Annotated in this window: 24 protein-coding genes and 1 tRNA gene; 12 read left to right on the forward strand and 13 right to left on the reverse strand. The window is 54.1% G+C overall.

Going from position 1 to position 25,602, the window contains the following annotated elements; translation table 11 throughout:
- The first annotated feature begins 50 nt into the window (after window positions 1–50).
- From ACX9GT_RS14135 to pcaQ, 4 genes are all read left to right on the forward strand, one after another.
- Window positions 51–698 (forward strand): TetR/AcrR family transcriptional regulator, encoded by a 648-nt coding sequence (locus ACX9GT_RS14135; protein ID WP_473187381.1) that lies wholly within the window; start codon window positions 51–53, stop codon window positions 696–698.
- Window positions 699–837: 139 nt separating this feature from the next.
- Window positions 838–1,563 carry a protocatechuate 3,4-dioxygenase subunit beta gene (pcaH, locus tag ACX9GT_RS14140; protein WP_473187382.1) on the forward strand — a complete coding sequence of 242 codons (726 nt, stop codon included), beginning with the start codon at window positions 838–840 and terminating at the stop codon, window positions 1,561–1,563.
- Window positions 1,563–2,189 carry a protocatechuate 3,4-dioxygenase subunit alpha gene (pcaG, locus tag ACX9GT_RS14145; protein ID WP_473187383.1) on the forward strand — a complete coding sequence of 209 codons (627 nt, stop codon included), beginning with the start codon at window positions 1,563–1,565 and terminating at the stop codon, window positions 2,187–2,189. The genes pcaH and pcaG overlap by 1 nt, the downstream gene beginning before the upstream one ends.
- A gap of 81 nt (window positions 2,190–2,270) precedes the next feature.
- Window positions 2,271–3,203 carry a pca operon transcription factor PcaQ gene (pcaQ, locus tag ACX9GT_RS14150; protein WP_473191592.1) on the forward strand — a complete coding sequence of 311 codons (933 nt, stop codon included), beginning with the start codon at window positions 2,271–2,273 and terminating at the stop codon, window positions 3,201–3,203.
- A gap of 4 nt (window positions 3,204–3,207) precedes the next feature.
- Here the strand turns inward: pcaQ and pcaC are convergent, their stop codons facing one another.
- Together pcaC and ACX9GT_RS14160 are read right to left on the reverse strand one after the other, a co-directional pair.
- Window positions 3,208–3,597 (reverse strand): 4-carboxymuconolactone decarboxylase, encoded by a 390-nt coding sequence (pcaC, locus tag ACX9GT_RS14155; protein ID WP_459402490.1) that lies wholly within the window; start codon window positions 3,595–3,597, stop codon window positions 3,208–3,210.
- A gap of 9 nt (window positions 3,598–3,606) precedes the next feature.
- Entirely contained in the window at window positions 3,607–4,968 is a 1,362-nt protein-coding gene (locus ACX9GT_RS14160; protein WP_473191593.1) for a 3-carboxy-cis,cis-muconate cycloisomerase, read from the reverse strand.
- Window positions 4,969–5,212: 244 nt separating this feature from the next.
- On the opposite strand from ACX9GT_RS14160, the gene ACX9GT_RS14165 reads away from it, so the two are divergent.
- A complete protein-coding gene (locus tag ACX9GT_RS14165) occupies window positions 5,213–6,046 on the forward strand; it encodes an IclR family transcriptional regulator domain-containing protein (RefSeq protein ID WP_473187384.1) in 834 nt (277 codons plus the stop codon).
- 38 nt (window positions 6,047–6,084) lie between these two features.
- Here ACX9GT_RS14165 and ACX9GT_RS14170 read toward each other — a convergent pair whose 3' ends face one another.
- The 3 genes from ACX9GT_RS14170 to cutC form a co-directional block, all read right to left on the reverse strand.
- Window positions 6,085–7,209, reverse strand: coding sequence for a 4-hydroxybenzoate 3-monooxygenase (locus ACX9GT_RS14170; protein ID WP_473191594.1), 1,125 nt, complete (start codon window positions 7,207–7,209; stop codon window positions 6,085–6,087).
- Between the two features lie 61 nt (window positions 7,210–7,270).
- Window positions 7,271–8,626, reverse strand: coding sequence for an MFS transporter (locus ACX9GT_RS14175; protein ID WP_473187385.1), 1,356 nt, complete (start codon window positions 8,624–8,626; stop codon window positions 7,271–7,273).
- A gap of 924 nt (window positions 8,627–9,550) precedes the next feature.
- Window positions 9,551–10,309, reverse strand: a complete 759-nt coding sequence (gene cutC / locus ACX9GT_RS14180) for a copper homeostasis protein CutC (protein WP_473187386.1) — start codon at window positions 10,307–10,309, stop codon at window positions 9,551–9,553.
- A 94-nt stretch (window positions 10,310–10,403) separates the two neighbouring features.
- Between cutC and ACX9GT_RS14185 the strand changes: the two genes are divergently transcribed.
- A complete protein-coding gene (locus ACX9GT_RS14185; protein WP_473187387.1) occupies window positions 10,404–11,546 on the forward strand; it encodes a MalY/PatB family protein in 1,143 nt (380 codons plus the stop codon).
- On the opposite strand, the gene ACX9GT_RS14190 is transcribed toward ACX9GT_RS14185, so the two are convergent.
- Window positions 11,543–12,106, reverse strand: coding sequence for a VOC family protein (locus tag ACX9GT_RS14190; protein WP_473187388.1), 564 nt, complete (start codon window positions 12,104–12,106; stop codon window positions 11,543–11,545). The two genes, ACX9GT_RS14185 and ACX9GT_RS14190, sit on opposite strands and share 4 nt — an antisense overlap.
- Window positions 12,107–12,368: 262 nt before the next feature.
- On the opposite strand from ACX9GT_RS14190, the gene ACX9GT_RS14195 reads away from it, so the two are divergent.
- A complete protein-coding gene (locus ACX9GT_RS14195) occupies window positions 12,369–13,400 on the forward strand; it encodes an IS630 family transposase (RefSeq protein WP_473187389.1) in 1,032 nt (343 codons plus the stop codon).
- Window positions 13,401–13,953: 553 nt separating this feature from the next.
- A complete protein-coding gene (argS, locus tag ACX9GT_RS14200) occupies window positions 13,954–15,684 on the forward strand; it encodes an arginine--tRNA ligase (RefSeq protein WP_473187390.1) in 1,731 nt (576 codons plus the stop codon).
- A gap of 70 nt (window positions 15,685–15,754) precedes the next feature.
- Here argS and murJ read toward each other — a convergent pair whose 3' ends face one another.
- The 4 genes from murJ to rimJ form a co-directional block, all read right to left on the reverse strand.
- Entirely contained in the window at window positions 15,755–17,290 is a 1,536-nt protein-coding gene (gene murJ, locus ACX9GT_RS14205; RefSeq protein WP_473187391.1) for a murein biosynthesis integral membrane protein MurJ, read from the reverse strand.
- A 119-nt stretch (window positions 17,291–17,409) separates the two neighbouring features.
- Window positions 17,410–18,327 (reverse strand): Gfo/Idh/MocA family protein, encoded by a 918-nt coding sequence (locus ACX9GT_RS14210; protein ID WP_473187392.1) that lies wholly within the window; start codon window positions 18,325–18,327, stop codon window positions 17,410–17,412.
- A complete protein-coding gene (locus tag ACX9GT_RS14215) occupies window positions 18,320–18,964 on the reverse strand; it encodes a YceH family protein (protein WP_473187393.1) in 645 nt (214 codons plus the stop codon). The genes ACX9GT_RS14210 and ACX9GT_RS14215 overlap by 8 nt, the downstream gene beginning before the upstream one ends.
- 8 nt (window positions 18,965–18,972) lie before the next feature.
- On the reverse strand, window positions 18,973–19,560 hold the full coding sequence (gene rimJ, locus ACX9GT_RS14220) for a ribosomal protein S5-alanine N-acetyltransferase (RefSeq protein ID WP_473191595.1): 588 nt from the start codon (window positions 19,558–19,560) through the stop codon (window positions 18,973–18,975).
- Between the two features lie 345 nt (window positions 19,561–19,905).
- Between rimJ and mdtH the strand changes: the two genes are divergently transcribed.
- The 3 genes from mdtH (at window position 19,906) to ACX9GT_RS14235 (ending at window position 22,681) form a co-directional block, all read left to right on the forward strand.
- A complete protein-coding gene (mdtH, locus tag ACX9GT_RS14225; protein WP_459402476.1) occupies window positions 19,906–21,114 on the forward strand; it encodes a multidrug efflux MFS transporter MdtH in 1,209 nt (402 codons plus the stop codon).
- A gap of 163 nt (window positions 21,115–21,277) precedes the next feature.
- Window positions 21,278–21,925, forward strand: a complete 648-nt coding sequence (gene grxB / locus ACX9GT_RS14230; protein ID WP_473187394.1) for a glutaredoxin 2 — start codon at window positions 21,278–21,280, stop codon at window positions 21,923–21,925.
- A 192-nt stretch (window positions 21,926–22,117) separates the two neighbouring features.
- Window positions 22,118–22,681 (forward strand): lipoprotein, encoded by a 564-nt coding sequence (locus ACX9GT_RS14235; RefSeq protein ID WP_473187395.1) that lies wholly within the window; start codon window positions 22,118–22,120, stop codon window positions 22,679–22,681.
- A gap of 43 nt (window positions 22,682–22,724) precedes the next feature.
- On the opposite strand, the gene ACX9GT_RS14240 is transcribed toward ACX9GT_RS14235, so the two are convergent.
- The 3 genes from ACX9GT_RS14240 to ghrA all read right to left on the reverse strand — a co-directional run bounded on the left by ACX9GT_RS14240 (window position 22,725) and on the right by ghrA (window position 25,147).
- Window positions 22,725–23,303 (reverse strand): TorD/DmsD family molecular chaperone, encoded by a 579-nt coding sequence (locus ACX9GT_RS14240; protein WP_473187396.1) that lies wholly within the window; start codon window positions 23,301–23,303, stop codon window positions 22,725–22,727.
- Between the two features lie 41 nt (window positions 23,304–23,344).
- A complete protein-coding gene (locus tag ACX9GT_RS14245; RefSeq protein WP_473187397.1) occupies window positions 23,345–24,082 on the reverse strand; it encodes a PHP domain-containing protein in 738 nt (245 codons plus the stop codon).
- A 123-nt stretch (window positions 24,083–24,205) separates the two neighbouring features.
- Entirely contained in the window at window positions 24,206–25,147 is a 942-nt protein-coding gene (gene ghrA, locus ACX9GT_RS14250) for a glyoxylate/hydroxypyruvate reductase GhrA (RefSeq protein WP_473187398.1), read from the reverse strand.
- Window positions 25,148–25,364: 217 nt separating this feature from the next.
- Between ghrA and ACX9GT_RS14255 the strand changes: the two genes are divergently transcribed.
- Window positions 25,365–25,454, forward strand: a tRNA-Ser gene (locus ACX9GT_RS14255).
- Window positions 25,455–25,602 lie beyond the last annotated feature (148 nt).

Raw genomic sequence — 25,602 nt, forward strand, 5'->3', positions numbered from 1 at the left:
AAGCACGGCAGTTACTCTTGTCGGGTGTTCCCTCAACTGCCAACCTCTTGATGTTAAATCCAATCGATCCCCCAAGCGGTAAACGTAAAAACGATCCTCAGGGTTTGAAACTGCGCATTTTTACCAGTGCACTGCTGGAGTTTGCCGAATACGGCCTCAAAGGCGCGCGCCTGGAAAATATTGCCCAACAGGCGGAAACCACCAAACGCATGGTGGTCTACCACTTCAAGAACAAGGAAACGCTGTATCTGGCGGTGCTGGAACATGTCTACCAGCACATTCGCGATCATGAATCCGGGTTGGCCTTGGATACTCTGCCGCCTGCGGAAGCCATCGTCAGGCTGGTGGAAGAGAGCTTTAATTACCACGTCACGCACCCTGACTTTATCCGGCTGATCTGCATGGAAAACATGATGCGTGGCAAATACATCAGCCAGTCTCCGCATATCCGAGCGCTCAACCAGAGTGCCCTGACGTTGCTGGAAGATATCCTGGCGCGCGGCAAAGCCAAGCAACTGTTTAATGACGAAGTGAGCGCCCATGATGTTCACCGTCTGATCAGCAGCCTGTGTTTCCACCACGTCTCCAACCAGTACACTTTCAATACGCTTTTTGAAAGTAATCAATCGCCGGAAGAGCAGATTGTCCATCACCGGAAAATGGCGGTCGTCGCCACAACCCGCTATCTGGCAAGGTAAGCAGCACGATTGCTTACCCTATCACTTCAGAGTTACATTACTTTTTATTATGTAAGCCAGATGTAAATTTCACTTTATTGTAACAACTCGCCGCTCATACACTGCTTATTCACCTCACCTTATCGATAAGGAGTGCATTATGAGCAGCAGCGAGCTGTATCAACGTAATCGCGATCGCCATCCACCGGCCTACTCACCGGAATACAAAAGCAGTGTGTTGCGCTCGCCGCGTAATGCGCCGATCTCATTACAGAATTCGCTTTCCGAGATCACCGGCCCGGTATTTTCCAGCAGTGAACTCGGAGCGTTAGATAACGATCTGATCCTGAATTACGCCAAGCAAGGTATGCCGATTGGCGAGCGGATTATCGTGCATGGCTACGTGCGCGACGAAAACGGCCAACCGATGCGCAATACGCTGGTTGAAGTGTGGCAAGCCAACGCCGGTGGGCGTTATCGTCACAAGAAAGATCAGTATCTGGCGCCGATCGACCCCAACTTTGGCGGCTGCGGGCGCATGCTCACCGACGATAAAGGCTATTACGTTTTCCGCACCATCAAGCCCGGCCCCTACCCTTGGCGCAACCGTGTCAACGACTGGCGCCCGGCGCATATCCACTTTTCCCTCTCCGGCGATGCCTTTGCACAACGTTTGATCACCCAGATGTATTTCGAAGGGGATCCGCTGATTGCCCAGTGCCCGATCGTGCGTTCAATCAATAACGATGATGCAGTACGTTCACTGATCTCGGTCCTCGATAAATCCGCCTCCGTGCAGCTCGACAGCCTGGCTTATCGCTTTGATCTGGTGCTGCGCGGGCATCGCGCCACGCTGTTTGAAAACCGCTTACAGGGGAAAGCCTAATGTTGAAAGATACCTATCTGCTGGAAACGGCTTCACAAACCGCTGGCCCCTACGTGCATATCGGCCTGGCTCCCCATGCCGCCGGTTTTGACATTTTCGAAAACAATTTCGGCCCGGTGCTGACCAACGCCGAAACCCGCGGTGAACGTATCCGCATTGAAGGCCGGGTGTTCGACGGCAGCGGTACGCCGCTGCGTGACGTGCTGCTGGAAATTTGGCAGGCCAATGCGGCTGGGCGTTATCAACACCCGCAGGATCACCAGCATGACAAGAGCCGGGACGACCACTTTCGCGGTTGGGGGCGAGCCTGCTCCGATTTCACCAGCGGTGTTTATGCCTTTGACACCATCAAACCCGGTGCGGTTATTGGGCGCGATGGCAGGCTGATGGCACCGCATGTCAACCTGTGGATCGTGGCGCGTGGCATCAACCTGGGTCTGCATACCCGCATGTATTTTTCCGATGAGGAAAGTGCTAACCAGGCCGATCCGGTGCTCAATCTGGTCGAACAGGAAGTACGGCGCAATACGCTGATTGGTCACAAAAAAACCACCGCTGACGGCACCCTCTACCAGTTTGATATTGTGCTGCAAGGGGAGAATGAAACGGTATTCTTCGATTTGTAATCCAGAGATCGGCCAATCCCGTTCATAACGGCAGAGAGATCGGTTACTCTGCCGTAACCTTGATGACGGAGTGGCCGCGTGATAGATAACAACAGCGTTTTTACCCAACGTATTCGTCTGCGTCATATCCACTGCTTTGTCGCCGTCGCCCGAGAAGGTTTCCTGCACCGGGCGGCGGAACGCCTGAATCTGAGCCAACCGGCACTGTCGAAAACCCTCAGCGAGTTGGAAGCCCTGACCGGCGTCACCCTGTTCGATCGCGGCCGCCACGGCGCACGGCTGACCGCGCAGGGCGAGGTGTTTCTGGCCCATGCGCAGCGCATTATGGCGGCGCTGGCCGACGCCGGAGATGTGCTGGCGCAGCAGGCCCAGGCTCTGCCACCGCCGCTGCGCGTGGGTGCTCTACCCACTGCCGCGCTGGGCGTATTGCCGCCGGTAATTGCCCATTTTCAGCAGCTTCACCCCCATTTGCGCATCCAGGTCACCACCACGCACAATACGGCGCTGCTGGCACAGTTACAAAATGGCGAACTGGATCTGGCGATTGGCCGCATGGCCGATCCACAAATGATGAGCGGCCTGCTGTTTGAACTGCTGTTTCTAGAAGAGTTGCAGGTGGTGGCGCAACCCGCCCACCCGTTGCTGCGTGAAACCCTGACGCTGGAAAATGCCTTGCGCTACCCGTTGGTTGTCGCACCCAAAGGCACCGTGCCGCGCCAGAACGCCGAAGCGCTGCTGGCCGCCAGCGGCCTTTCCCTGCCCGCCCAACGGGTGGAAACGCTGTCACCTTCGCTGGCTCGGCGGCTGACGCTGCAATACGACTATCTGTGGTTCGTGCCTTCCGGCGCGGTGCAGGACGATCTCACCGCTGGCAGATTGCTACCGCTGCCGTTCAGTGGGCCAGGAACCTCAGAACCGGTGGGGATCATCGTGCGTAATCAGGAGCACTCCGGCGGCGCGTTGCAAGACTTTATCGCTGCGGTGCGCCGCGAAGCATTGGCAATACGCCCCTAGCCGTTCAGCCTGCTGCCGCATCCATTTCGGCGAACACCGCTTCGGCCAAATGAAACGCCGCGTTGGCGGCGGGTAAACCGCAATACAGCGCACTTTGCATCAACACCTCTTTAAGTTCTTCGCGGGTGACGCCGTTGTTGAACGCGGCCTTCAGGTGCATGCGCAATTCCGCTTCACGGTTGAGGGCGATCAGCATCGCGATGGTGATCAAGCTGCGGGTATGGCGCGCTAAACCGGGGCGAGTCCAGATCTCCCCCCAGGCGTAACGGCTGATGAAATCCTGAAACTCCTGGTTGAGCGGCGTCAGATTGCTCAGCGTGCGATCAACGTGGGCATCCCCTAGCACTTCGCGGCGCACCGCGATCCCTTGCTGGTAACGTTGTTTATCATCCATGTTTGCTCCTCAGTTATAAGCGGTTATTGATGTTGTGGCTTTGGCGCGATCCAAAACCTGTTGGATAAACACCGATGCGCTGCCCAGCGCGTTGGCCGGATCGAGCAGTTCGGCCAGCTGTGAGCGATCGAGCCACTTCAGCACTTGCTCATCCTGTTCCAGCACCGCCAGCAGCGACAGATTCTCTGCCTGCGCGCGTTGGCAGGCTTGCTCAATATGCCGGTGAGCATTCAGACGGCCCATGGGTTCGCCCAGCGCCATGGTGACCGCTTCAGCCAGAATCAGCCCGCCGGTCAGCGCCAGATTATCCGCCATGCGGGCCGGGAAAACCTGCAACCCATCAATCAGCGGCACGCTGGCCGCCAGCGCTCCGGCGCTGAGCATCATCAGTTCCGGCAGGCTTTCCCATTCGGCGTGCCAGCCACCCAGGCCGCGTTCGTGCTCTTGCAGCATCGCCTGATACAGGCCGCTCACCAGCGCGGGCGCGCGCATGGCCGCCGCCAAAATCACCGCACAGGACACCGGATTGCGTTTATGCGGCATGGTTGAAGAACCCCCGCGCCCTTCGGCCTGCGGTTCGGCAACCTCAGCAATTTCTGTCTGGCACAGCAGTGAGATATCACGCGCCAACTTGCCCAACGTACCGGCCAACCCGGCATACCAGCCTGCCACTTCTAATAAGCGATCGCGCTGGCTGTGCCAAGGGGTGTCGGCCTCCGTCAACTGCAAACGCTGCGCCAGCAGAACCGACACCGCTTTACCCTTTGCCCCCAGCGAGTTGAGCGTACCGGCAGCGCCGCCAAATTGCAGCACCAGCACGCGTGGCAGCATCTGTGCCAGCCGCTGGCGATAACGCAGCAATGCATCCAACGTGCCTGCCAGCTTTAACCCCAGAGTGGTCGGCAGTGCCTGCTGCATCCAGGTTCGCCCCACCATTAGCGTTTCGTGGTGAATTTCAATCTGGCGCACCAGAACTGTAATCAACTGCATTAACTGGCTGTCGGTCTGCGCTAACGCGCTACGCAGTTGCAGCACCAGCCCGGTATCAATCGCATCCTGACTGGTTGCCCCCCAATGCACAAAGCGCGCCGCCTGCGGATCCTGTTCAGCCACCCGCGCGGTCAGTTGGCGCACCAAAGGGATTGCCAGATTGCCCGCCAGTGCCGCCGCAACCGCCAGTGAGCCAGCATCCAACAGTTCGCTATGGCAACAGCGAGCGATGGCTGCTGCTGCTGAAGGCGGGATCACACCGGCTTCGCCCTGCGCCTGCGCCAATGCCGCCTCGAAATCCAGCATCCCTTGTAAAACCGCCGCATCGCTAAAGCAGCTATTGATCGCGGAAGGCCGTAGCAACGGTGTCAATAATTCCATCATCTCTCCTGTCCTCTATTCACTCCAGGCAACCAGCCAACGTTAGCCTTGCTAACCAAACAGCGTCAAGGGCGATAATCGTTATAGTGTGCGTATATCGCACAAAATGGGCACTCACTTGATTTGCCATCAGATTTTGTGATCAAAACACGGTTTTCACGCGTTAACTTGCTGCCTGCTGCGCGTAATGGGCGATTATCGGATACACTGTGCGAAATTTGCAGATGCCAACAGGGAACTGACCATGACGCGCAACGCCTCCCCCGACACCTCCACCGAAGAGCACAGTTTTGTCGCTGGCAGCAGCAACGATCCGTTCAAGGGCGACCCAAATTTTATGACTTCGCTGGCGCGCGGCCTGGAGGTGATCCAGGCGTTTACGCCGCAGCGGCGGTTGATGTCGATCTCGCAAATCAGCCAGAAAACCGGCATCCCGCGCGCCGCGGTGCGCCGTTGCCTGTATACGCTGACTAAATTGGGGTTTGTCTACGCGCAGGACGGCAAGAACTTCGAACTGCGCCCGCGCATTCTGACGCTCGGCCACCCTTATCTGGCCTCGACTCCGCTGGCCAAGGCCACTCAGCCGGTGCTGAAACATATCAGCCAGATGCTCAATGAGTCTTGCTCAATCGCCACGCTGGACGGCGACGACATTCTGTATATTGCCCGCGCCTCCAGCTCACGCATTATGAGCATCGATCTGGATATCGGCAGCCGGTTACCCGCCTTTGCCACCTCGATGGGGCGCGTGCTGATCGCCCATTTGCCGCCGGAGGCGCTGAATAATTATCTCAAACGCGTCAGCCTGGTGCGTTACACGCAGTACACCGTTGCCAACATCAGCAGCCTGAAAGAAGAGCTGAAAAAAGTACGGGCGCAAGGTTACGCCATCAACGATCAGGAGTTGGAGATTGGCCTGCGTTCGATTGCCGTACCGATCCTGGCAGCAGACGGCAGCGTAGGTGCCGCATTGAACGTCGGGGTGCAGGCTGGGTTGGTGCCGGTCAGCGAATTGACCGCGCGCATTCTGCCAGCGTTGCGCGACGGCGCACAGGAGCTGTCGCTGCTGCTATCCTAGCTTCAAATATCGCAGCCCTTGCAGGCTGCGGTGGTTGATTAAAAGGGCAAGCCAACATAGTTTTCTGCCAGCATGGTCATGGCGCTGCGTGATTTAACCATATATTGCAGTTCAGACAGTTGCAGACGCTGCTGGAACGAGCTGCTTTCCCCTTGGGTATGCAGCATATTGGTCATCCACCAGGAAAAATGCTCAGCGCGCCATACCCGTTGCAATGCCTGCTCGCTGTACGCATCCAGCCGCGACCAGTTGCGCTGGCGATACAGGCTTTCTAGCGCCTGAGCCAGCAGGCGTACATCGGCCATGGCCAGGTTTAACCCTTTCGCTCCGGTAGGCGGTACAATGTGCGCGGCATCCCCGGCCAGCAACAGGCGCTTATAGCGCATCGGTTCGGTCACAAAACTGCGCATGCCTACCACGTTCTTCTGGAAGATCTTGCCCTGCTGTAACGACCAGCCATCACGATTTTCCAACCGGGCTTCCAGTTCGCTCCAGATCCGGTCATCAGACCAATCTTCTACCTTCTCCTGCGGATCACACTGAAAATACATGCGTTGCACCTGCGCAGAACGCGTGCTGATCAGAGCAAAACCGCGCGCATGGCGGGCATAGATCAGTTCTTCACAGGAGGGTGGCGCTTCCACCAAAATGCCAAACCAGCCAAAGGGATAGACGCGGGTGTAATCCTTACGTAATCCTCCTGGCATTGCGGCCCGGCAGATGCCGTGAAAACCGTCACAGCCGATGACAAAATCGCAGCTGATGACGTGGTCTTCGTCAAGATGGCGATAGTGGATCTGTGGCCGCGCACTCTCCAGTTGTTGCAGTGATACCTGTTCCACCTCAAACAACAGTTGCCCCTGTGCCGCCTGACGCGCAGCGATCAGGTCTTTCAACACTTCATGCTGAGCGTAAACGGTAATTTCTCTGTCGGTCAGTTCGGTTAAATCAATACGGTGTTGTTCCCCGTCAAACGCCAGCCGAATCCCTTGATGTTTGGCCCCTTCACGCGCCAAACGTGCGCCTAAACCCGTCTGGTTGAGCAAGTCGACCGTTCCCTGTTCCAACACACCGGCGCGAATGGTGGATTCAACCGCTTGCTGGCTGCGTGTTTCTATCACTACAGATTCGATCCCTTGCAGGTGCAGCAGATGAGAAAGCATCAGGCCAGCAGGCCCGGCACCCACAATCCCCACTTGTGTTTGTCTATGCACAGCGTTCTCCTTATTGAGCCTTGTTCAGAGAGCCCAGTAATGCAGGTTCTCTAAGGGAAAAATGTTTAATCATCAACGCCAGCGCAGCGACCAACGCCGGGATCGCCAGCAGGGTAAAAATCACGCTGAACGACAGTTGCAGTTGCATCAGCAAGCCCCCGCTCATCGCGCCAAGAATGCCGCCAAAGCGCCCAATGCCCAGCATCCAGGCCACCCCGGTGGCACGGCCATGGGTCGGATAAAAACCAGCGGCCAGTGCGGGCATCGATGACTGTGCACCGTTCATGCAGACGCCAGCAATAAACACCACTAACGCCATCAGCAACGGATTGGTATTCACAAAGCCAATGGCAAAGACGAACAGCGCGGTGAACAGATAACCAACGGCCACCACCTTGTGCGGATTGATCCGGTCCATCAACCAGCCCATGGCCAACACCCCAATACCGCCACCCAAGGGGAATAACGCCGTAATCACCGAAGCCTGACGCAGAGAAGCGCCCGTTTCACGGATCAGCAGCGGCAACCAACTGGTCAACAGATAGAAAATCATCAGCCCCATAAAGTAGGTCAGGCACAGCATCAGAGTGCCGCGCAGGTAATGCGGGGAAAAGATCACTCGCAGCGCGGATTTCTCCGTTTTTTCGCCCTGTTCATTCAGCGTAAAACGCAGCGGTGCCACCCACTGTTGCGGTGAGATGCGGCGCAGCACGGCCGTAATGCGTTCAGCAGCATAACCGTGCAGCACCATAAAGCGCACCGACTCGGGCAATGCGGCCATTAGCACCAGCGCCAACAGCAATGGGGCCACACCGCCCAGAATAAACACGCTTTGCCAGCCAAAATGCGGGATCAACCAGGCAGAAACGAAGCCGCCTAGCGAAGAACCCAGCGGGAAGCCGCAGAACATCAGATTTACCAGCAGGGCACGGCGGCGTTCGGGAGCATATTCCGACATCAGCGTTGCGGCATTAGGCATGGCAGCACCCAACCCCAATCCGGTGAGGAAACGGAGTAAGGTCAGCATCGATAAATTGGTGGCAAAAGCGGTCAGCAGGCTGAACCCGCCAAAGACCAGCAGCGAGAGGATCAATACTTTTCGGCGGCCAATCCGATCCGCCAATGGCCCGGCAGTTAATGCCCCGACGGCCAGGCCAACTAGCGCCGCGCTCATCACCGGGCCCAGCGAGGTTTTTTCAATCCCCCATTCCTGCACCAGCGAAGCCGCAATATAACCGACGATCGCCGTGTCAAAACCGTCCAGAGCAACCGTTAAAAAGCACATCGCCAGTATCCACCACTGATAAGGTGAGAATCGGCTGTTATTAATCACTGCTTGAACATCAATCGTGTTTTCATGTGGCATAGAGCGCTTCCTTGGTTGGCTGAGCTACTGTGACCATAAGGGAACGCGAGGCAAAAACCTGAGAATCCCTTCTTTGATGTGCGATAATCGGACAAAAGTGCGTCAATCGCCTTTCAAGAAAAACACCGGCACTGAAAAGTTTCAATATTGTTAAATAAATTACTGTGCGAACACCGAACGGAAGTATGTTAGGGAATTGACTATTTTATTTAAAATCATTTAATTATGAATTTAAGATGTGAAAATAGGCATTGAGCTTATGTGACTCAATTAACATTTTATTAATGATTAGGCTTAGTGGCTAACGAATCAACGCGGAGTGTCTTACTGATGACGTTATCAAGAGCAGAGTTTAGGGGGCTTAATCAGTGACGCGGTCACTTTAAACTATCGGCATGCAACCAATTTTTACATTAATGCAGCATTAAAAAACATAAGCATTCGCGGATTATTAACTAAAATAAAAGTGTTGGTATCGCGCCAACACCAGTGAATACTTGATAACTTCGCCCTGAGCACCTCTACCCTGCTCAGGGCTTTTTTTGATCTGTTAGCAAACTCGCCAAGCCATTGTTATGAAATAAAAGTCACCGTTCGCTTACCGCCAACCTGCTGCACATCAGCAGCAGACTATAACCTGTAGCAAACGGCCAGATGTTACCATTAGCCTGCGTATTTATTTTCAGATAATTCCCATCCCACAGCGCCAACAAGATGCACGTTTCTAAACTAAGCTCTGTGTGTTGGTAACGCCCAACAAAATAATAATTGACTACTTTAATACGCCTCGCCCTGTACGATCATCCCTGAACAGGGCTTTTTTTTGTCTGTTCGTTATAGGCTGTTATTTTTCGGTGGTTGAAATTAAAAAGCCCCGACTAATCGGGGCCTGACAATGGAAAACCGAGATATCGCGCAGCGTGCTCAGGCACTCTTGGTCATGGGATCCACCAACGCCAGCGCATTCTTCATTGCCTCTACCATTTCGCCATCCACACAGTAATGGCTGAATTCATCAAACTCACTATCGGCACACATAGTTACCCCCGCCTTGCGGTAACGCATGGTCGACGGCACCGTATGCCCCGAAGAGCTATGCAATTCCTGAATACCGATATCAACAAACTTGTGCAGATTGCTTAACCGCACCCCGGCCCCGGCCATGATCACCGGCCCTTGGCTGGCTTGCAGCAGATTACGCAGCAGCGGTAACCCCAATTCAGCGTTTTGCTGTTGCCCAGAAGTCAAAATGCGCGCCACCCCTAATTGCGTCAATTGATCCAGTGCCACCAGCGGGTTTTGACACATATCGAACGCACGGTGGAAAGTCACCGCCATCTCACCGCTCAATTGCATCACTTCGCGCATGCGCGGCAGATCAATATGCCCCTCGTCATCCAACATCCCCACCACCACGCCAGCAAATCCCAGATCGCGAATATGAGCAATGTCGTTTTTCATGATCTCGAAATCGACCGCGCTGTAACAGAAATCCCCACCGCGCGGGCGAACGATCGGGTGAACGGGAATATTCACCCGCTCCCGCGCCAGCAGCAGTGAGCCAGAACTGGGGGTCAATCCCCCTTCACTCTGGCTGGCGCACAGTTCGATACGATCGGCACCTGCCTGTTCAGCCGTCATTGCACAATCGACGCTATAGCAACAAACTTCCAGTTTTATCATTGTTACCCCCAGAGAACGGCTAAAAATGCTACAGCAGTTGTTATACAAGTCGCTATAGTTACAGGATTTATCGAGTAGGCTCAAGGGGCTAACTATGGCATTCAATTTTGATCAATGGATAGACCGCAGTCACAGTGACAGCGTTAAGTGGGGCAAATATCGCGATCGCGACGTTATTCCACTCTGGGTGGCCGATACCGACTTTCTTTCTCCGCCCTCGGTGATCGACGCGCTACAGCAGCGCGTTGCCCATGGCGTTTTCGGCTACGGCCATCCGTCCCCTGAGTTTGGCAAGATTTTTACCCAGCGCATGGCAGAACGCTATGGCTGGCACATTCGGCCAGAATGGCTGGTTTTCCTGCCGGGTTTGATCTGCGGGCTGAACTTATGCGTGCGTGCTTTTACCGCCGAAGGCCAAGGCACCCTCGCTCCTTCACCGATTTATCCCCCTTTTCGTAAAGCCGCGAAATTCGCTGGCCGTGCGCAACGGCAAATCCCGCTACGGCTCGATAATCAGCGTTGGGTGCTGGATCTTAATAGCGCAGAGCCGTTGCTGGAAGGCAATGAGCGATTACTGATGCTGTGCAATCCGCAGAATCCAGGCGGCACCGTGTATCGGCGTGAGGAACTGCTGGCGCAGCACGAGTTCGCCCGCCGTCACGATCTGATCGTCTGTTCGGACGAGATCCATTGCGATCTGCTGTTGGAGCCCGGCTTGCAGCATATTCCGTTTGCCAGCCTGAATGACGATGCTGCGCAGCGCAGCATCACTCTGATGTCACCTTCCAAGACCTTCAACATCGCCGGATTAGGGGCTTCACTGGCCATCATCCCTGACAACGTATTACGCTTGCAGCTATGCCGGGCGCGCAGTGGCATTGTGCCAGAAGTGGATATATTGGCGCTGGTTGCCGCGCAAGCGGCCTACAGCGGCGGGCAACAGTGGTTGGATGAACAACTGGACTATTTACGCGCCAATCGTGATTTGGTGATCGGGCGTATTAACCAGATGCCCGGCTTACAGTTGCATCCGGTGGAAGCCAGCTACCTGGCCTGGATCGATTGCAGCGGTTTGGCGGTAGAAAATCCGCACGCTTTCTTCGAGCAGGCCGGCGTTGGCCTGAGCCCTGGATTAGACTTTGGCGACCGCCGTTTTGTGCGCCTTAACTTTGGCTGCCGACGCGAACTGCTGACTGAGGCGCTGGATCGTATGGCGCAGGCGGTCAGGGCGGGTTAACCCCGCTCGCTGGCTACAATATCGCGGATATGATAAGGGTGGAACTTGATGGTGATATTGCCATCCGTCAGGGCCAGCGTCGGGTTCGGCAGGCGTTCGCCCTCGCCTTTTGGCGCACTCTGCTTCAGTTTGATCCCCGGCAGCAGCAGTGCCTCATCCGCCAAGCAGCTTAACGCCCGCGCATACAGAGTGGCCGGATCGCCATCCAGCACCAGTTCAACATGCTCCCAGCCTTCATGCGGATAACGCTTGTCGCCTGGATAAGGCAGTTCAACACAGTCGATGAGCCACGGGCCGACCTTTAATGGCACTGCCAGATCGAACAGGCAAATAGGCCGACCGTTGATCACCGACTCCGACAGTAAAGCACCGCATTGCAATAATCCCAGGCGCCAGCGATCGGCCGTACTGTTCTGATGGCAACGCACCGAAATATGGTCGGCGCTAAATTGTGACAGATCGAGATGCAGCTTTTCCGCCAACTGGTTCAGCGCCTGCTCAAAGCGCGGTAAATCCTGCGCCAGATCGTTAAGTTCGGTAATCGATGACAAAGGGACCATAGGTTGCTCAACTTCTCCAAATACGGGTAACTGGGGCGATAATTTACACCTAGGATGCAATGCAGGCTATGGCTTGCGCAGTAAAAAATCCGCGGAAATCGATGATCTATGATCTTTTTTGACACAGAGTTTTATTTTATTAAAAACACGCATTATTCCCCGGTAATAAAAAATCGGCTTTTCTTGTTTAACTTTCGTTTATATACCCGTGATCATTGAAGATGCTTGATTTTGTTGATGAAGAGGATCATGCTTTCATCCCATGAAGATATTTATCACCGCTGAGCAAAAAATCGAACTCGAACGCCGGCATGATTCCAGCCGGGACAAACACGTTTGCGATCGTATTAAAGCCGTACTTCTCGCCTCCGAAGGTTGGAGTTCGGTCATGATTGCTCAGGCTCTGCGCCTGCATCAGACCACTGTTGACCACCATATCAGCGAATATCTGAATAAAGGGAAGTTGAAACCCGAAAATGGTGGCTCTGATGGCATGCTCAGCACAGAAAAAACCGAACAGCTTATCAGCCACTTAACTCAACATTTATTCCATCATACTGTCCAGATTGTGGCCTACGTGGCACAAAAATGGGGTGTCATATACAGCGTCCCAGGAATGAACAAATGGCTGCACCGGCATGGCTTCAGCTATAAGAAACCCTCAGGCGTACCCCATAAATTCAGTGAAGAGAAACAGCAACAGTTCATTGAATATTATGAAGAATTAAAAGTTGCCACGAGAGGTGAACCGATCCTTTTTCTGGATGCAGTGCATCCGACTCAGGCGACAAAACTGAGCTTCGGCTGGATAAAAAAAGGGGAAAAAAAGACTGTTGAAACAACAGGAAGCCGTACTCGGATGAACATTCTGGGCGCGCTGGATCTGAATGATGCTGCCCATCCAGTCATTCATGATTACGAAACGATTAATGAATACACTATCTGTCAATTTTTCAATGAGATAAGAACATGTTATCCCGACTATAAGCAGCCAATTCATATTATTCTGGATGGCGCGGGGTATAACAAAACAAACCTGGTCAAAGATTGGGCATTTGTCTGCAATATAAAATTGCATTCCCTGCCACCTTACAGCCCCAACTTGAATCCCATAGAACGGTTATGGAAGCTGATGCACGAATGTGCAAGGAACAACCGTTACTTTGCCAGTAAGCCTGATTTCCGAACGGCTATATTTAACTTTTTTACGACAACGCTCCCTGAGATGGCGGGTTCATTATCGTCCCGGCTGAATGACAATTTTCAGGTGCTAAAGCAAGCGTCTTCAAGTTAATCGGGTATAAATAACCAAATTGTTAAGTTTATTTAATAGAAAACAGGCTTATCTTACATAACAAGATGATTGAATATTATCCCTCTGATTTTGATAACATAAAATTATCGCGATGATTTCATCATGAAAAAACTGAAGTTATTGTAGGGTTTATCTTAATCATTATAGGTTTAATTGCCTGTACTAATTTATTGCGATAACGTGAACTCGTATTTAACTGCGGGTAAGTAAATATGATTCTTCTAGGCATCTCTATTGTTCTGATAATTATTGCAGGTTATGCCATCTATCGTCATTACAAAACACGTCGAAGCGGCATGCTGCGCCCGGGTCGTCACAATAAAAGACATTAACCACTTTTAGAGTATTCACAGCTTCGTTTTTCATCGCTTTTCGTTCCCCCTGCCCGCGTCAACTACTGACGCGGCGCCTCTAATCAGATACAATTACAGGCTGTTTTGTGGTTAGCCATCCGCTCGCCGGTTGGCTTAAGAACCACCTTTGAATCCGCAGGGACGTGTTGCACGGCCCTCGTTTGTATTAAGGTAACCCGGTGAATATTCAGGCTCTTCTATCAGATAAAGTCAGCCAGGCGCTGATTGCCGCAGGCGCACCTGCCGATTGCGAAGCTCAGGTTCGTCAGTCAGCGAAAGCGCAGTTTGGTGATTATCAGGCTAACGGTGTCATGTCCGTAGCGAAAAAACTCGGTATGCCACCACGACAGTTGGCAGAGAAAGTGGTGCAACTGCTGGAACTGGGTGATATTGCCAACAAAGTCGAGATCGCTGGCCCCGGTTTTATCAATATCTTCCTGAACAGTGCGTGGGTTGCTCGTCAGACCGATTGGGTTCTGAGCGCGCCCAAACTCGGCGTTGCCCCGGTTGAGCAGCAAACCATTGTTATCGATTACTCTGCACCAAACGTGGCGAAAGAGATGCACGTTGGCCACTTGCGCTCCACCATCATCGGTGATGCCGCAGCCCGCACCCAGGCATTCCTCGGCCATAACGTGATCCGCGCCAACCACGTCGGCGATTGGGGCACCCAGTTCGGCATGCTGATCGCCTATCTGGAAAAAATGCAGAACGAGCACGCCAGCGAGATGGGCCTGTCAGACCTTGAACAGTTCTATCGTGAAGCGAAGAAAAATTACGACGAAGATGAAGATTTCGCCCTGCGCGCCCGCAGCTACGTGGTGAAACTGCAAGGGGGGGATGACTACTGCCTGAAGATGTGGCGCAAACTGGTGGACATCACCATGGCGCAAAACCAGATCACCTATGATCGTCTGAACGTCACTCTGACCGAAGATGATGTGATGGGAGAAAGCCTGTACAACGCCATGCTGCCGGGCATCGTCGCCGATCTCAAGGCTAAAGGGCTGGCGGTAGAGAGCGAAGGCGCTACCGTGGTCTTCCTCGACGAATACAAAAATAAAGACGGCGACCCGATGGGCGTCATCATCCAGAAAAAAGACGGCGGCTACCTGTATACCACCACCGATATCGCCTGTGCCAAATACCGCTATGAAACGCTGGGTGCCGATCGCGTGCTGTATTACATCGATTCGCGCCAGCATCAGCACCTGATGCAAGCCTGGACCATCGTGCGTAAAGCCGGTTACGTGCCGGATGCGGTAACGCTGGAACATCACATGTTCGGCATGATGCTGGGTAAAGACGGTAAACCGTTCAAAACCCGCGCTGGCGGCACCATCAAGCTGTCGGATCTGCTGGATGAAGCCATTGAGCGCGCCAGTAAGCTGATTGCTGACAAGAACCCGGATATGTCGGCAGACGAAATGCAAAACGTGGCAAATATCGTCGGCATCGGCGCGGTGAAATATGCCGACCTGTCGAAAAGCCGCACCACCGATTACATCTTCGATTGGGACAGCATGCTGGCGTTCGAAGGCAACACCGCCCCTTATATGCAGTATGCCTATACCCGCGTGGCTTCGGTGTTCAAACGCGCTGGCGTCGATGAAAATGACCTGACTCTGCCGCTGGTAATGACCGAAGAGCGTGAAATTGCGCTGGCGACTCGCCTGCTGCAATTTGAAGAAACCCTCACCGTGGTGGCTCGTGAAGGCACACCGCATGTGATGTGTACCTACCTGTACGATCTGGCCGGGTTGTTCTCCGGTTTCTACGAGCATTGCCAGATCCTGAACGCCGAGAGCGAAGAAGCCCGTCAAAGCCGCCTGAAGTTGGCGCTGCTGACCGCTAAAACGCTGAAAACCGGCCTGGAAACTTTGGGGATCGAAACCGTCGAACGCATGTAAGCCAGATGCGAATGCAAAAAAGGTCGCTTTTCGTTAGCGACCTTTTTTATTTACAACCCGAGTGAGGGAGTTACACTACCCGGCGGGCAAAATCTCGCGGCCGGAAACCCAATATCCCCAGCACCGCAAAATAGGTTACTACACCTGCCACTACCACCACCGCCAACCGCAGCAACCGAGCCAGCATATTGCCCTGATCCCAGGCGGGCATCAGCCACATAATCCCCAGCAATACCACTGACATCACCAGCACCGCCACCACCAGCTTGATCAGGAACATCGCCCATCCCGGCTGCGGCTGGAAGATTTTCTGCTTGCGCAGTTGCCAATACAGCAGCGAGGCGTTCAGGCAGGCACCCAGGCCGATCGACAGTGAAAGCCCGGCGTGCTTTAGCGGCCCAATAAACATCAGGTTCATGACCTGCGTCATGATCAGAGTAATAATGGCAATCTTGACCGGCGTTTTGATGTCTTGGCGGGAATAGAAGCCCGGTGCCAACACTTTCACCACGATCAACCCCATCAGACCAACAGAATAAGCCACCAACGCCCGCTGCGTCATTGCCGCATCGAAGGCGGTGAATTTACCGTACTGGAACAGAGAAACGGTCAATGGCTTGGCCAAGATCCCGAGCGCAATCGCGCTCGGCAGCGCCAAAACAAAGCAAAGGCGCAGACCCCAATCCATCAGGCGGTTGTATTCATCCTGATTACCGCTGGAGAAACTTTTCGCCAGTGAAGGCAGCAGAATGGTCCCCAACGCCACCCCCAGCACGCCGGAAGGAAACTCCATCAACCGATCGGCGTAATACATCCAAGACACTGAGCCAGACACCAGGAATGACGCAAAGATGGTGTTGATAATCAGCGAGATCTGGCTGACCGACACCCCGAGGATCGCCGGGCCCATCTGGCGCAGCACCCGCCAGACGCCCGCATCACCTAGCTTCAGGCGCGGCAGCACCAGCATGCCAATCTTTTTGAGGTGCGGTAACTGATAACCCAGTTGCAGCACGCCGCCGACCACCACCGCCCAGGCCAACGCCAGCACCGGCGGATGGAAATAGGGTGCGGCAAACAGCGCAAAACCGATCATGCTGACGTTCAGCAGCGTAGGTGCAAAAGCCGGAATGGAGAAACGGTTCCAGGTGTTGAGGATCGCCCCCACCAGCGATGCCAGCGAGATCAGCAGAATATAGGGGAACGTAATACGCAGCAGCGCTGAAGTCAGGGCGAACTTATCCGGCGTATCGGTAAAACCCGGTGCGGTAATATAAATCACCCACGGCGCGGCCAGCATCCCCAGCACCGTCACCACCGCCAACACCAGCGTCAGCAAGCCGGACACATAAGCCACAAAGGTGCGCGTCGCTTCTTCACCCTGCTGGCTTTTGTACTCGGCCAAAATAGGCACAAACGCCTGAGAGAAAGCCCCTTCGGCGAAAATGCGCCGCAGCAGGTTGGGTAATTTGAACGCCACAAAGAAGGCGTCCGTAGCCATTCCGGCGCCAAAAACGCGTGCCACGATGGCATCACGCACAAAGCCCAGCACCCGCGAGAACATGGTCATCGAGCTAACGGCTGCCAGTGATTTTAGTAGATTCATGTGGTTTTTCTGATGAGTTCGACGTGTAAATATCAACGCCTGCAACAGCAGGCGTCAGTTGAATAGAGATAGTCTACGGATCCACAGAAATAATAGCTACCGCCATAAGTTACATGGGGTTATCCGACATCACGCAGCATCTGCTCGATCAGGCGCTGCGCGTAGATCGCCTGCTCACCCGCGGTTTCCGGGGTAGTCTGATTGCTGACCGACTGAATAAAATGCTGCACGGCGCCGGTAAAACCGCGCTGAGCCAACGTGGTCTGCCAACCCGCCGCCGGTTGCTCAACCACGCCCTGTAGATCCTCCCGCAGCCACTGGCGCATATCATTCACTTGATAAACCGCCCCGTCACTCACCGCCTGCACGCTCTCGCGTTGGCTACCGGCACGGCGGTGCATACTGGTAGTGACCAGCGTTTCCCCGCAGGCAAAATGATGCTCGGCATAAAGCATGGCACCGGCTTCATTGGCGCGCAGGCTGCCGCTCAGCAGATTCCCTGTACCTCCGCTCAGCCACAGCGCCGTATCCACCACGTGCAGATAATCATCCAGCAGGGTAAAACGCAGATCCTGCGGCCCGACGCTGTCCGCACGGTGTTTATCCATGCGGATCGAGGCTGGCAGATGCATTTGCTGTTTCAGTTGGCAATACAGCGGCGCAAAACGCCGGTTAAAACCGACCATCAGGGCTTTGCCGCGTTTATCGGCCAGCGCGATCAGCTGTTCCGCCTGTTCCAGCGTTTCTGCCAGCGGTTTATCCACATAGACATGTACGCCAAGTTCAAGTAGCTCAGTCACCACGGAGAAATGGCTGGCGGTGCTGCTGTGTACAAACACCGCGTCACATTGCTGTGCCAAGCTATCAAGCCGTGAAAAGCAGGCCATGCGATAGCTATCGCACACCGGCTGCGCCTTTTGCTGATTCGGTGAAAAACCGCCAACCAGTTGCCAGTCCAGCGCATGGCTGAGGATCGGCAGATAGGCTTTTTGCGCGATCCCACCCAGCCCAACCACGCCGATACGTAATTTACTCATGTTGCCCCCGCGCCAGCAGCTGTGCCAATTGCTGTTTCAGTTCGGCCACTTCGGCTTCCAAAACAGCCACCCGTTCGCTCAACTCGCCACCAGCGGCGGGTTCAACTTCGGCGGGAGCCTCTTCGATCTGGCCGCTGAATAAGTGCATAAACCGGCTTTCACGCTTGCCGGGTTCACGCGGCAAGCGCACCACAAACGGGCCATCCTCACGCGTCGTCAACTGCTGCAAGACCTCTTCAACTTCGCTGACATCGTTGAATTCGTGCATACGGTTGGTGCGGGTGCGCAGTTCGCCTGGCGTCTGCGCGCCCCGCAGTAATAGCGTTGCAATCACTGCCAACTCGGCCGGGGAGAGTTTCAGTTGGCCGAACTCCGAATTGCAGAAGCGGTGTTCATACTTCACCACCCGGTTGCCGAAACCGCTCAAGGTGCGCAAAAAATGTTTTCTCAGCAGCAAATCGAGGATCTGCTGGACTTCACTTTCCGGCAGATCCATGACCGGTTCGCGGTTGGTTTTTTGGTTGCAGGCCAAGGTGATGGCATTCAGGGAAAGCGGGTATTGATCGGGCGTAGTGACCTGTTTTTCCAGCAGGCAACCAATCACTCGGGCTTCTTTAGCGCTTAATTCATATTTCATTTACGGCCTCAGCGTGGCGATGGTAGCCATTCTTTATTGGTTAAGGCGGTGAGAACGTGGTCCTGCCATTTTCCGTCGATCAGCAGATAATCTTTGGCATAGCCTTCACGTTCAAAACCGAGCCGGGCAAGCAGCGCACCGCTGCGCTGGTTATGCGGCATATAGTTGGCCATGATACGGTGCATCCGCTGCTGACGCTGCATATAACGGATAGCAGATTGCAGCGCTTCATACATCAGCCCTTGCCCTTGCCACTTTTCCCCCAGGGAATACCCCAGAAAACAGGCGTGGAACGAACCGCGCAGCACATTGCTGAAATTGGCTACGCCACGCACTTCATTTTCATCAGGATCCAGCAGGATAAAATAGTAGGCACTGCCCTGCTTTTGCAGATCCATAATCATGCTTAACCGCGCCTGCCAGCCGGAAGGATAGCAGTGGCTCTCATCCCGCAGCGGTTCCCAAGGTTTGAGGAACACCCGGTTGGCAGCATAGTATTCAGCCAGGCGATAGGCATCACGCTCATGAACGAGGCGGACAACCAGCCGGTCAGTGGTAAGGCTTACTTTTGGTGATGCAGAGCGATAGCCAAACATCATTTCCCCCGCGGTCAGGACGGTTCGATAAGAAGTATTGATTGGGTGAGCGTCTGAATTATTACCGTTATTGTCTTCACCGCCGGTGCCATTAATGTTCAACAGCCAACGCAGAACCGCACTTGCCCCCGGCTAATATAACCGTAGCCTGCCCCACAGGTAAAACCCCTGTCGTTCAGTAAATAAGCAATCAACCATTTTGTCTGTTTTTTTGGTCCGTTTTGCCACTCACGTAACGTATTGACGATAAAAAAATATTATCTATTCCCCCCCTATCAGAATGGGGACATTGAGCGGAGAATGAACGGGTTGTGATTTTCTCCTCTTAATTGCTCGTGGTGAAGCATGTCTCTGGTATCGCAAGCTCGGAGCTTGGGTAAATATTTCTTATTGTTTGATAATCTGTTAGTGGTTTTAGGCTTTTTCGTGGTCTTCCCACTGATTTCCATCCGCTTTGTCGATCAGCTTGGCTGGGCAGCCGTGGTGGTGGGTATTGCGCTCGGCCTGCGCCAACTGGTGCAGCAAGGGCTGGGGATTTTTGGCGGTGCCATTGCCGATCGTTTCGGTGCCAAACCGATGATTGTCACCGGTATGCTGTTGCGCGCTGCGGGCTTTGCCACCATGGCGATGGCGGATCAGCCTTGGCTGCTGTGGTTTTCCTGTGCGCTTTCGGCGATTGGCGGCACGCTGTTTGATCCACCGCGTACCGCGCTGGTGATCAAATTAACCCGTCCGCATGAGCGTAGCCGTTTCTACTCCCTGCTGATGATGCAAGACAGCGCTGGAGCGGTGGTCGGCGCGCTGATCGGCAGTTGGTTGCTGCAATACGACTTTCACTTTGTCTGCTGGACGGGGGCCGGAATTTTCGTACTGGCCGCCGGTTGGAACGCCTGGTTATTGCCCGCCTATCGCATCTCTACCGTGCGTGCGCCAATGAAAGAAGGCATGATGCGCGTGTTGCGTGACCGTCGTTTCCTGACCTATGTGCTGACCCTGACCGGCTATTACATGCTGTCGGTGCAGGTGATGCTGATGCTGCCCATCATCGTGAATGAAATTGCCGGTTCACCGGCGGCGGTGAAATGGATGTACGCCATTGAAGCGGCGCTGTCGCTGTCACTGCTTTATCCATTGGCACGCTGGAGCGAAAAACACTTCCGGCTGGAACAGCGCCTGATGGCCGGTTTGTTGCTGATGACCCTCAGCCTGATACCGGTTGGTCTGGCAACCAGCCTGCAAGCGGTATTTACCCTGATTTGCTGTTTCTATCTGGGTTCGATCATTGCCGAACCCGCACGTGAAACCCTGAGTGCTTCGCTGGCCGATCCACGGGCGCGTGGCAGCTATATGGGTTTCAGCCGCTTAGGTCTGGCTTTGGGCGGTGCGCTGGGTTATACCGGCGGTGGTTGGATGTATGATACCGGCCATGCACTGGGTAGGCCGGAATTGCCCTGGTTCCTGCTGGGGTTGGTGGGATTCATCACGCTGTTTGCCTTGTACTGGCAGTTTAATCCACGCGCCATTGCTCCGGCACCCAGCGTGAATGAAGGCTAACTCACCAAAAAAACCTGCTAAATCAGCAGTGGCTGCTATCCTGATAGTACAAAAACGAGCGCGGAAAAGTTCATACTAATGCATGATATAACAAGAACTTTGCGCGGCAGCCTGCCCAGGCTGTGATAACTATTGCTGTTAAAACCTGATAACGGGAGCAAGCATGAAACTGTTTATTTATGATCATTGCCCATTCTGCGTGAAGGCCCGCATGATCTTCGGCCTGAAAAATCTATCAGTACGTCTGGTTACCCTGCTCAGCGACGACGAAGCGACACCCATCAGTATGATCGGCAAAAAAATGGCCCCAATCCTGCAAAAGGACGACGGAAGCTACCTGCCAGAGAGCATGGATATTGTGCATTATGTCGATAACCTTGAGGGGAAACCGCTGCTGACCGGCAAGACCAATCCGGCGATTGCCGCCTGGTTGCAGCAGGCCAACAACTACACCGGCAAACTGTTGCTGCCGCGTTTTGCCAATGCCGATTTCGAAGAGTTCGCCACTGACAATGCGCGTCGTTACTTCAGCGATAAAAAGCAGGCAGCGATGGGCGATTTTGCCAGCCATCTGGCAGACAGCGCCGATTTAATTGCACAGTTGGAAAGCGATCTGGAAAAGCTTGCTACGCTGATCCAGTCGCCTGATGCGGTTAATGGCACTCTCTCTACCGATGATATCCACCTGTTCCCGCTGTTGCGTTCGCTGTCGATCGTCGCTGGCGTCACGCTGCCGGACAACGTCGAGGCTTACCGTAACCGTATGGCGCAGCGCTGCGATATCCCGCTGTTGCTCGATATGGAACTGTAGCCCATCTCTCAGGCATGCCTGCGTTCCCGGCATGCCTTTTTGCAGCCGGTTTCGGCGTTATCCGATAGGTCGCCCGCCCTTTCTGCCGCATCATCTGCTATCCTGCCGCCCAGGCAAACATTTCTTTGCTGGTAGCCAGTTGTTTATCATTATTATCTGTAGCATTTCCGTTAGCAGTTTTACGAGGCACGAATGAAGAAGATCCTGCTGGGCATTACTGCCCTGATATTTGCCGGTGTGCTTGCCGGTTGCAACCAACTGGCTCAATACAGCGTCAGCGAACAAGAAGTGAATGAGTACCTGCAAAAGCACAACAATTACCAGAAACAGATCGGTGTGCCAGGATTGGTCGATGCCAATATCGTCCTGACGCAACTGCAAAGCCAGATTGGCCGCAGTGAGCCGGGCAAAGTGATGCTTTCTGGCAATGCCAACGTCAATATCACCTCGATTCTTGGCCCGCAGGCAGCCGAATTGCAACTGACGCTAAAGGCGCAGCCGGTTTACGATCGCGAAAAAGGCGCTATCTTCCTGAAAGAAATGGAACTGGTGGACTATAAGGTTCAGCCGGAGAAAATGGATACGGTGATGAAAGCGCTAACGCCTTATCTGAATCAATCGCTGAAAGCCTATTTCGAACAGCAACCGGTTTATGTCCTGAACCCGGATAACAGCAAAACAGAAGCGCTGGCGCGCAAACTGGCGAAAGGGTTGGAAGTGAAGCCCGGCCAATTGGTGATCCCGTTTACCGACTGACCTTATTGGGCGCAGTCTTAACCTTGACTGCGCCCTGTGAAACTTACTCTTCTGCGTCCGGTCCGGCTTCTTCCTGCTCATACTCCGCCAACTCATCACGCATCGCCGCGATCGCATCACGGGTAATCAATGCCAGAGTACGGTAGAAACCGCTGGTGGCATGAGCTTCAACCTTGCCCAGAAAACGCCCACACCATGGCAGCAGGAATTCATCAAACAAGGTGATTTGCGCCTGAGCTTCATCTTCCTGCGACTGATCTTCCAGCCAAGAGGCCGCCAGCAGCAGTGAACCGAAATGATCGGCTGGCGCTTCGCCCAGCGGCATCCCGCGCTGTTGCAGGAAAACGCGCACTTCCGCTTCGTTGCTCCCTTCAACATAGGCAGAACGGAACGGCGGTACGCTGCACTCACTGCCGACAAACATCGCGTTGAAATCAGCGGCCAACAGATGAGCCTCACACTGCTGCTGCAAACGCGCCAGCAGTTCGTCCTGCTCCAGTGGCCAATGCTGCTGGAGTTTGCCTTCGTTGATCAGGGTAAACAGCGGCACCAGCAACGGATCCTGCGGCTGGCGGTAAAACAACGTACCCAGCACCCGGCAGACAACGGAAAACTCATTCATAATCAAGCCCTATTCAATACGGAAAATTTGCCGTGACGATGTCACAGATCGGCCAGTTCCGCAATCGCTGGCTTGCCACGCTGCTCCAGAAAATTCAGCAAGCGACGCGGTGACACATTCAAAATACGCTCCGGTGGGAAGTCCACCTCTTTGATAATGCGTTCACAATGCTCCAAATTACCGAGGGAGAAAGCAATATGTGAGTCAGAACCCAGCGCCAACCAGCCGCCAGCATCACGCACCGCCGCCGCCACGGCCCGGCAGTTGGCCTCGCTGCCCTTGCGCGAATGGGTAAACGAAGAGTTATTCAGCTCCAGCGCCACCTGATACTTCGCGGCGGCAGCGGCCACCGCAGCAATGTCGATAGGATATTTAGGGTTGCCTGGATGGCTGATGATATGCACATCCCCCTGCGCCATAGCGGCAATCATGGCCTCGGTGTTAGCGGCCTTGCCCTGTGGGGCAAATACCGGCTCATGGAATCCGGCAATAATCAGATCGATCTCATTCAGCATCGGGCCGGTGCAATCGATATCACCCGCCAGATTTTTAATATTAGCCTCAATGCCGCGCAGAATACCGACCCCATCTACCAGACGCGGCCAGACTCGCATATTCATAAAGTGCCAGTAATGGGGGGCATCGGCCATATCCGGCCCATGGTCGGTGATGGCAAACAGCCTGATGCCTTTTTGTTTCGCCTCAGCAATATAGTCGTGCAGAGTGCTATAAGCATGAGTACTGGCGACGGTATGCATATGTAAATCAACGGGGTACATTATTTCTCCTTTTATATGCCTACCGATGCCGTATGCCCAATAGACTTATAGGCACGGTAAGCCGACATGTTTCATGATAGCAGTTAACGCTGCCATCAGCAGTGCTGCGTGGGTGGCAGATCATCAGTAACCACGCTGAATATCAATCACTCCAGTGGGTGATTTCCCCGCCTCAAGCGCCAGAATATTAGCAGCAATTTGATCCATTGCCTGCTCGGGTAAGGTAATGGCAGAAATATGCGGGGTGATAGTGACACGCGGATGACGCCAGAACGAATGCCCCTGCGGTAAGGGTTCGTTGATGAACACATCGAGCGTTGCCGCCGCGATTTGCCCTTGCTCAAGCGCCTGCAACAGACCGTCTTCCACCAGATGCGCACCACGGGCCAGATTGAGCAAGTAAGCCTTTGGTGCAAGATGAGCAAACAGTTGCTGATTGAGGATCCCGGCAGTTTCCGGCGTATTGGGCAACAGGTTGATCAGCAAGCGTGTACCATCAAGAAAGTCCGTTAATTGTGCGTTGCCAGCAAAGCTCTGCACGCCGTTAATCTGCTTGGCGCTGCGGCTCCAGCAGCGCACAGTAAAACCAAACTCGACCAGCTTTTGCGCCACGCTTTTGCCCAGCACGCCCGCACCGAGAATACCGATGGTGAAATCGCTCTGCTGATGCGGCTCCAGTGGCAACCAGCGTTGCTGCTGTTGCTGCACGTAATACTCATCGAAACGGCGGAAATAGCGCAATACGCAGGCCAGCGCATATTCCTGCATCTGCTGGGCCATACCGCTATCTTCCAAACGCATCAGTGGCACCCCGCTAGGCAAAGTGCCAGGGTGTTGACGTTCCTGTTCCAGGATGGCATCCACCCCGGCTCCCAAGGCAAATACGCCTTTCAGATCGCGGCGGTTAGCCAGCATCTCATACGGCGGCCGCCATACCAGCGCGTAATCTGCCTGAGCGTTATCTCCTGGTTGCCAGGCCCGAATGTGAGCCTGTGGCAAACGCTGCGCCATTCCCGCAAGCCAATCTTCAGCCGCGAAGAATGGATGGTAAAAGATAATATTCATTGCCTGCCCTTTAATTATTGCTGTTCATTTTCTTCATCCAGAGAAAATCCTGCACTCTGTCGGGGGGATTAAATTACAGATGATCGTTCGTCAAATCAGCAGATTGCTGCAAGTTTAACTAAACGCGCTCGGCGATGTAAGAAGAGTATTGACGCTGGGAATAGATTCTCCTACATTAGCGCCCATCGCCAGCGTAATACGTTGCCGATAACAATATGGTGAGGTGTCTGAGTGGCTGAAGGAGCACGCCTGGAAAGTGTGTATACGCGTAAGTGTATCGAGGGTTCGAACCCCTCCCTCACCGCCATATTCAAAGGGAAAGCCTGAGCGAAAGTTCAGGCTTTTTCACTTTTATATTCCCCCGCACTGAGTTAGCTTCTTTCGCAGATGCGTACAGGCTTTGGAGTATCACTGAGGGGCTCGCGTTAGTAGCATTCCAGGTAGCAACTAAAGCA

Source organism: Serratia sp. YWN4, from assembly GCF_055790845.1.